General features: G+C 70.5%; 4 protein-coding genes and 1 pseudogene. All 5 read right to left on the reverse strand.

The features are described 5' to 3' along the window. Window positions 1-146: 146 nt before the first annotated feature. On the reverse strand, window positions 147-1,397 hold the full coding sequence (locus ABE487_RS17055; protein WP_346452809.1) for a Wadjet anti-phage system protein JetD domain-containing protein: 1,251 nt from the start codon (window positions 1,395-1,397) through the stop codon (window positions 147-149). Further along, a complete protein-coding gene (locus tag ABE487_RS17060; protein ID WP_346452808.1) occupies window positions 1,394-4,822 on the reverse strand; it encodes an SbcC/MukB-like Walker B domain-containing protein in 3,429 nt (1,142 codons plus the stop codon). The genes ABE487_RS17055 and ABE487_RS17060 overlap by 4 nt, the downstream gene beginning before the upstream one ends. Continuing rightward, window positions 4,809-5,453, reverse strand: a complete 645-nt coding sequence (locus ABE487_RS17065) for a DUF4194 domain-containing protein (protein ID WP_346447339.1) — start codon at window positions 5,451-5,453, stop codon at window positions 4,809-4,811. The genes ABE487_RS17060 and ABE487_RS17065 overlap by 14 nt, the downstream gene beginning before the upstream one ends. Beyond that, on the reverse strand, window positions 5,450-6,898 hold the full coding sequence (locus ABE487_RS17070; protein ID WP_346452807.1) for a Wadjet anti-phage system protein JetA family protein: 1,449 nt from the start codon (window positions 6,896-6,898) through the stop codon (window positions 5,450-5,452). The genes ABE487_RS17065 and ABE487_RS17070 overlap by 4 nt, the downstream gene beginning before the upstream one ends. A 119-nt stretch (window positions 6,899-7,017) precedes the next feature. After that, a pseudogene (locus ABE487_RS17075) lies at window positions 7,018-7,213 on the reverse strand (glutamine--fructose-6-phosphate aminotransferase); the annotation flags it as partial.

Here is a 7,213-nt window from a genome sequence, read left to right on the forward strand (position 1 = left end):
CGTTTCCGCCGAAGGAGCCGCCCATCTTAGCGCAGCTTCCCGATCTGTCAACTCCCTGTGAAACCCCAGAAGTCCGACCGGTCCCCGCTTCCCTGGCCGACCTCAGCGTCGGTGCAGCGTTGCGGGGCGCGCATTGTAAGCCGAATTCACACTGGGTCAACACCCCTGTCATGCGAATGTCGCGATGTCATGGCAGACAGCGCTCCACCGTGCGCAGGCAGCCGGGCACGCAGCGCTTCCTGCTCGAGCAGCATGGGACGAGCAGCCAATGCCTCACCGACGTCTGGCCATCCCGCCGCCTGCGCCCAGCGCAGCATGGCGCCCTGTTGCGTCGCCGACGGGCGACGCGCCGCCTCGACGTCGATCGATGACAGATCGTCCGGCGACATCAGCCAGGGCCTGAACACGCGGCCCGCCGCGCGCATGGTGGTGACCAGCGTGGCGGCGATACGGAAGCCGCCTTCGTCGATATCACCCCAGTGGTAGACAGGCGCGTCGGCAGGCAGCGCCTGCAGTACGCGTGCGCAGGCACGGCGCCAGGCAGGCGATGGCATGCCACCGGTATAGATCACCAAGCCGTCCGCCACCGAGTCGCACGCTGCGGCATCGTGAAAGCTGGCAAGGTTCTCGACCGTCAACAGGAATCGCGCCTCGGTCACGACCGCGTCGAGCCGTTCGACCGGGACGCCGAGGTAGGGTCGGACCAGCGCCAGCGCGGTGCCATCGACGACGAGCGTGCCGGTGCCGGCGATCAGCATCGGCTGCGGCTCGCGCCTCAGGCCGAGCGCGGACCAGACGTGTTCGCGCTCCAGCGCGCCCGCATTCAACTCACCGCCGACCAAGAGCGCGAGCCACGGCGTCAGGGCCTCCAGTCGTTTGCTGTCGCCCAGCAGGCGGACGCTTTCGCGTCGCAGCATGCGTTCAGCGCCGGCATCGGCAAGTCGCGCCTCCACGACCCGCGCTGCGTCGGCGAGGTCGGCCGCCGACTCGGGCCCGTGGCCCGGCCCCTTGCCCTGCGCCCAGGCGTCGAGCACCTCGGAGATGACCGGAAAGCGCGGCAGCCACTGCACCAGCCTGCCCTTGGCATCAGCCATGCGTGTCGCCAGCAATGCGATGCCAAGGTGTCGCGCCAACGCGTCCAGATCGCGCACCGTCAACCGCAGCAGACGTTGCCCGTCGTCGCGATGTTGGTCGCGTCGGACCGAGATCGCGCCTTCGCGCTCGGCCAGTCGAATCTGCGCGTGGAAGTCCTCCTGCTCGGAGAGCGTGGACAGCGCCAGATACTCGGGCGCGCTCGCGCCCGTCATCGGCAGCGATGCGGGCGCGGACTGGGCGCGCAGGCAGGCCCGCTCGCCCTTGCGCAGCAGCCGCTCGAGCACGTGCCGGGCGGCGCTCACGTCGCGCTGCGCTCGCTCGCGATGCGGGCAGTCTCCTCGGCCAGCAATTCGGGATGCAGGTCGAACTGGTCGCTGAGCAACAGTGCGCGGGCGGCCGCCTTGACCTCGATCCGCTCGACCTGCAGCAGGTCGCCGTCGCGGAACAGCTCGATGTAGCTGTCGAGCACGCCGCTGAGCGTGCCCTGCGCGGTATCGGGCGCGGCGAGCACGAGTTGCAGGCCGAGCGAGCGCAGATAGTTCGTCGTCGCCCGCGCATTCTGGGCATCGATCTTGTCGCCGAACTCGTCGAGCAGGATCAGGCCCATACCGCCGGGGTGAACGTCGCTCTTGCCGTAGGCCGCAGCGAGCGCGGCGCCGGCGATGACGTACAGCGGCGCCCGATGCTCGCCGCCAGAACCCGAGCGCATGCGTTCGCTCAGCGAACCGATCACGCGATCGTCCTGTCGGATCTGCACCTCGAAGCGGAAGAACCGCCGGTAGTCGTCGAGCGGCGAATGCGCACTGCGCGCTGCGGCGCCGTCCTCGACCAACTCGCGGAACGCAGCCGGCACTTCACCGGCGCTGCCGAACAGGCCGTCCTCGCCGCCGACATCCGCGGCGCGGCGGATGAAGCGTTCGAGATCACGGAACTCGGGCACGACCTCGTAATGGAACTGGTAGCGCTCGTTGTTGGAGAACGCCGGACTGCTGCGCAAGGTCCGGTTGAGCGTGGCGATCTGTTGCTTGAGGCGATTGAAGTTGTCGTACAGCGCCGACGCGACGCTGGCGCGGAAGGTCTCGACCGCGGTGGCGTAGGCCTGCTCGGCTTCGCCCTGGTAGCGCACCAGCTCGGTGTCGCGCAGTTGGGCGAGTTCGCGCTGCAGCAGACTGCGCGCCGGGCGCCAGGCGCTGGCGTCGAACTCCAGGCTCAGGCCATGATCGCGGGCGTACTGTGCCAGCGCGCTCCAGGCCTCGGGCAGCAGCCGGGCGAGCTGGCTGTCGCTGTCGCGGGCGCGCTCGTCGCAACGCCGGCTGCGCTCCTCGAGCGAGGGCCATTTGGCGTCGAGCTCCTCGCGCTGGCGCTCCACCCGGTTCGGATCGACGTCGCCGTCGCGGAAGGCATCGACCGCGGCCTGGGCGACGAGCGCTTCCTGGGCCTGCAGGCCTTCGAGCACCTGCTGCGCCTGGTCGACGCCGCTGCGCGACACCGCCTCGGTGCCGATCAGGCCCTCGATCCGGCGCTCGTTCTCGTCATGACGCTCGCGCAACGCGCGCAGCTGTTCGCTCAGGCGCAGCAGGTCGGGATCGACCGCCTCGGCCTGGCTGCGCACGCGGGCGCGGTAGCGCGATTCGATCTGACGATGCTGCAGCAGCTGCGCATGCAGGGCGTCGGCGGTCTCGCCGGCGTCGGCGAACCGGGCGAGGGCTTGCTGGAGTGCGTCGAGGCGCCGCGCCTCGGGTTCGCACTCGCGCAGGTCGCGCTCGACCGCCTCGAGCTCTTCACGCAACACGCGCAGGCGTTCGCGGCCGTCGTTCGCGCCGATCCGAAGCTCAGAGCCGGCGGGCAGGCGCCGCCGCTCGATCCCGCCGCCCTTGGCGACCAGGCCGTCGCGGGTCAGGCCTTGACGGCTGCGGACCACCTCGGCCTCGGTCTCCACGCAACGCAGATCGCCGAGCTGCCGCCGCAGATAGGCGACCGCATCGGCGTTGTCGCCCTCGATCAACGCCGCGACGCTGTCGGCCGCAGGACGTTCACTGCGTTGTCCGCGCGCCGCGCCGGGCAATGCGAGCTTGACGCCGTAGACCGCGCGCGCGCCCTGCAGCGCGCGATACACGCGCACCGCCTGCTCCTCTTGGCCAGCCGGCACCAGCAACGCTTCGACGTGGCTGCGCAGATAGGCTTCGATGGCCGGTTGCCAAGCCGCGTCACGCACACGCACCAGGTCGCAGACCGGCTGCGCTTCGATCCCGGCTTCATGCAGGTAGTTCATCAACCGCATGACGTCGTCACGCAGGCCGGCCTTGCCGACGCTCAGCCGTTGCTGGTTGCCCTTGAGCGCATCGCGACGGCTGCGCGCTGTCTGCCAGGCCTCGTATGCGGCGCGGGCGCGCGTGGCGACGGCCGCGCGCAGTGGCGCCGCCGCCGCGAGCGCGTCCAGGGCCTGGGCATGGAAGCGATCGGGCGCCAGCGCGATGGCAGCGTCGGGCGCAAGGTCGTTCAGCGCATTGGCCCAGTCGCGCCAGGGGGCAACGGCGTCGTCGATCCGGGCCGCATCGAGCTCGGGGTCCGCCAGGCCGCGCACCGCCTGCAACTGGTCGCGCACATAGGCGAATTGGGTGCCGAGTTCCCGCTTGAGGCGGGCCAGTTCCTCGCGGTCGCGCTCGGCCAGTTCATCGAACGAGGCCTGTTCGCCGTAGCCGCGGCTGCCCTGGAGTTGCTGCTGGGCAAGCTCGAGTTCGTGCTTGAGGCTTTCGCGCTCGCTGCGCGCGTCCTGCAACTGCACGCGGGCGGCCGCCAGCGCCTGGCGGGCCGCTTCGCCCGCTTGTTCGGCCTGCTCCACCTGCTCGCCGAGCAGGTCGCGGCGGTACTCGGCCGCCAGTGCACGGTAGGAAGCGGCGCGCACGGCCTGCGCCGCGATCTTGCCGTACTGGCGCTCGACCTCTTCGGCCGACTCGATGCGCTGGCGGACCTGCTCGATCTTGTCGCGGATCTGCCGGAAGCTCTCGAGCAGCGCGCGGAAGCGGGCGATGTCGGTCGGCCGGTCCTCGGCAACCAGCGTGCGCACGAACAGGTCGACATCCTCCACCCGCTGCAGGTTCAGCGCGTTCTGGAACGCTTTGCGGTAAGCGTTGAGGTCGGGCTGGACGCCCGGCGCGGCGCGCAGCCGGAACAGCAGGTCGCGGACGAAGCGCTCGCTGGTGGTGTGCAGTTCGACCTTCTCGCCCGCCTCGCGGCAGCGGCGCGCGGCCAGTTCACGAAATGTCGGCCACGCCAGCGGCAATTCGCGGCCCTTGATGCGTTCCAGGTGGTCGTCGCGCTCCAGCGCGACGCCGGGCAGCAGATACAGGCCGTGCAGGCGATGCTCGGGTTCGTCGACGGAGGCACCCAGTGCGATGCCGGCCGTCAGCGCCTGGCCGGTCTCCTGGTCGCGGAACACCAGGCTGATGTACGTGGTCGCGGTGCGCCGCTTGCGGCCGTCGTCGCCGCTGCGATACACGCCCAGACAGTAATCGCGGATCGTGCGCGCGCGGGCGCTGCCGCCGGCCTGCGCATTGAAGCGGATGCGGCTGCGGTCGCCGCCCAGCAGCACGATCTGCAGCGCGTCGAGCAACGCGCTCTTGCCGGCGCCGTTGGGGGCGATGATCGCGCTGGTCGCGTCCAGTTCGAGCGTCTGCGCCTCGAACAGGAAGAACTGCACCAGATGGACGCGTTCAAGCAGTTGCATCGTCGTCCTCCGACTCGTCCTGAGCGCTGTCGTCCGAGGCGCCGTCGTCGTCGCGATTGTGCTGGTCGAGGCGCTGCAACCACAGCTCGCCGACGATCTCCACGACCGCCGGGCGCACCACCAGATGGAATGGCTGCGGATCGTCGCGATCAGAATCCACCAACCGCGCCAGGCCCCAGCGGCGCAGGCTGCGCGCGAGCGTGCGCAAGGTGCCGACGTCGGGCATCGGGCGGCCGACCAGCGCCTGGTAGGCCTCCTGAAGTTCGGGCAGTTCGACGACGACCTCGCCGTGCTCCTCGATCTGCCCCTGGCGCATCGCCTCGTCGTAACGCTGGCGCAGCACCAACAGCAGCAAGGTCTCATCGAGCGTGACCGCGACGCCCTCGCCATGCGCGGGCAACGCGACCAGGTACCGGTAGTGCGGATTGCGCGCCAGCCGGATGCCCAGCGGCGCGAGCGCGCCGACGAAATCGTCGAAATGGTCCTCGACCAAGTGATAGGCCACGCGTGCGGTGCGATCGGCGGCGTAGAGCACCTGCTCGGTGACCAGCCGGTAGGCGGCGCGCTCGAAGTCCTGCACGGCGTACAGGCCGTTGGACTGTTGGCTCAAGGTGTTCCAGCTGCGTTTCATGCGGGGGTCCGGGTGGGCGCGAGACGGCGGACGACGAAGCGCGGTGCGCGCAGTACGCCGTTGTCCAGCGGCTCGGTGGAATCGAGAAGCTCGACGCGGAAGCCGCGCAATAGCCGGCTGAGCGGATCGTCGCGGCGCAGGCCGCCGATCCGCTGGCTGCGCAGCGCCAGCGTAAGCAGGGTCTGGTAGGCGCGCAGATCCTCGATCGAGGCCACGCGCATCTGATCCGACTCGACGCGGTCGGCCTCGCCCAGATGGCGGCCGACATAACGGGCCATATCCTCGGCGGTGACCAGCCGCGCCCGCTTCATGCGCCGCAACAGGCTCAGCCGCGCGAGTTGTTCGGGCGTCGGGACCTGGGCGGCATTGGCGCTGCGAGGGATGGGCTGTGGCCGGGTCCGCGGCGGACGCAGGCGCGTCTCGTCCATCAGGGCGCCGGGGGCGACCGGCAACCGCAGCGCCTCGGCCGGCGCAGTCAGCACGCCGCGGCAAGCGCGACGCAGCAGGATGTCGAGCCGGTCGGGCGCGCGCAGCCGGTAGTCGAGGAAGGCCAGCGCGCGACGATTGGCCTGGCGGATGTCGTCATCGAGCCGGCCGAGGTACTCGTCGATGCGCTCGAGTTCGCGCAGCCGGCGCAGGCTGCGCCCGAGCCGCAGCGCCGCCCGCGCATCGTCGCCACCGGTCAGATGCTCGCGGTACCAGGCCCGCAGCGCCTCGTGCCGCGGGCCGGTCTCGACCTGCTGCACCATCCCCAGGATCGAACTGCGGCGCGCCAGCGGGTGGTCGGCACGATGCAGGCCGGCGTAGTCGCCGATGAAAAAGCGCGAGACGTACTGCTCGAACCATTGCCGCGCGAACTGCGCGGTGGTCTCGGCACGGCTGAGCTCGGGCATCAGGTCGCGTACCTGCAGGCTCATCGACGCCAGCGAGACCAGCAGCCGGCGGGCCTGGTCGGCCGCTTCGTCGAGGGCGTCGCCAGCGCCGCCACCGTCGATGACCTGCTGCATCTGCAGTTCGATCGAGCGCACCTTGGCCGAGACGAAGGTCGGCCCGTGTTCGGCGAACTCGACCAGCGTCGACAGCAGCTGCGAGACCGCCGGCGGCATGGCGACCATCTCGCGCGCGCCGATGCGCTCCTGGCGCAGCCAGCCGGCGTTGCGGAAACGTTCGTAGATGCCGTGCGCACGGATGCCCGGCGGCGTGTCCGGGCCCTGCCCGTCCTCGTCCTCCCAGGGGTCGTCGGCCACCAGGTAGCGCTCGATCGCGGCGGTGATCTCGCGGCGCGGCAAGCCGTGACTGGGCGGCATCGGCGCATCGGGGCCGAAGAACTCGTCGAACAACCGGTGCAACAGCAGCCAGTAGTGCTCGCGGTTGGCCGAGGCCAGCGGGCCGAACACGCCGGCCGGCACGACCGAGAACAGCGAGGGCGGAGTCGGATCGCTCATCTGGCGGCGCGTCCGTGCGGGTGGTGCATCGTCTTCACCGCGGCATTTTCACAGATCGCGCGGCCGCCGTGGGCATGCCGCCGCGCCCGGCAACGGCCGGGCGCGGCGCTCCACAGGGCCTACTCGACGGTGACCGACTTGGCGAGATTGCGCGGCTTGTCGACGTCGGTGCCGCGCGCCAGTGCGGTGTGGTAGGCCAGCAGCTGCACCGGGATCGTGTGCACGATCGGACTCAGCACGCCCACATGGCGCGGGGTGCGGATCACGTGCACGCCCTCCGACGGGCCGAAGTTGCTGTCGGCGTCGGTGAAGACG

It is taken from the genome of Luteimonas sp. TWI596 (genome assembly GCF_039674105.1).
GTDB lineage: Bacteria > Pseudomonadota > Gammaproteobacteria > Xanthomonadales > Xanthomonadaceae > Luteimonas.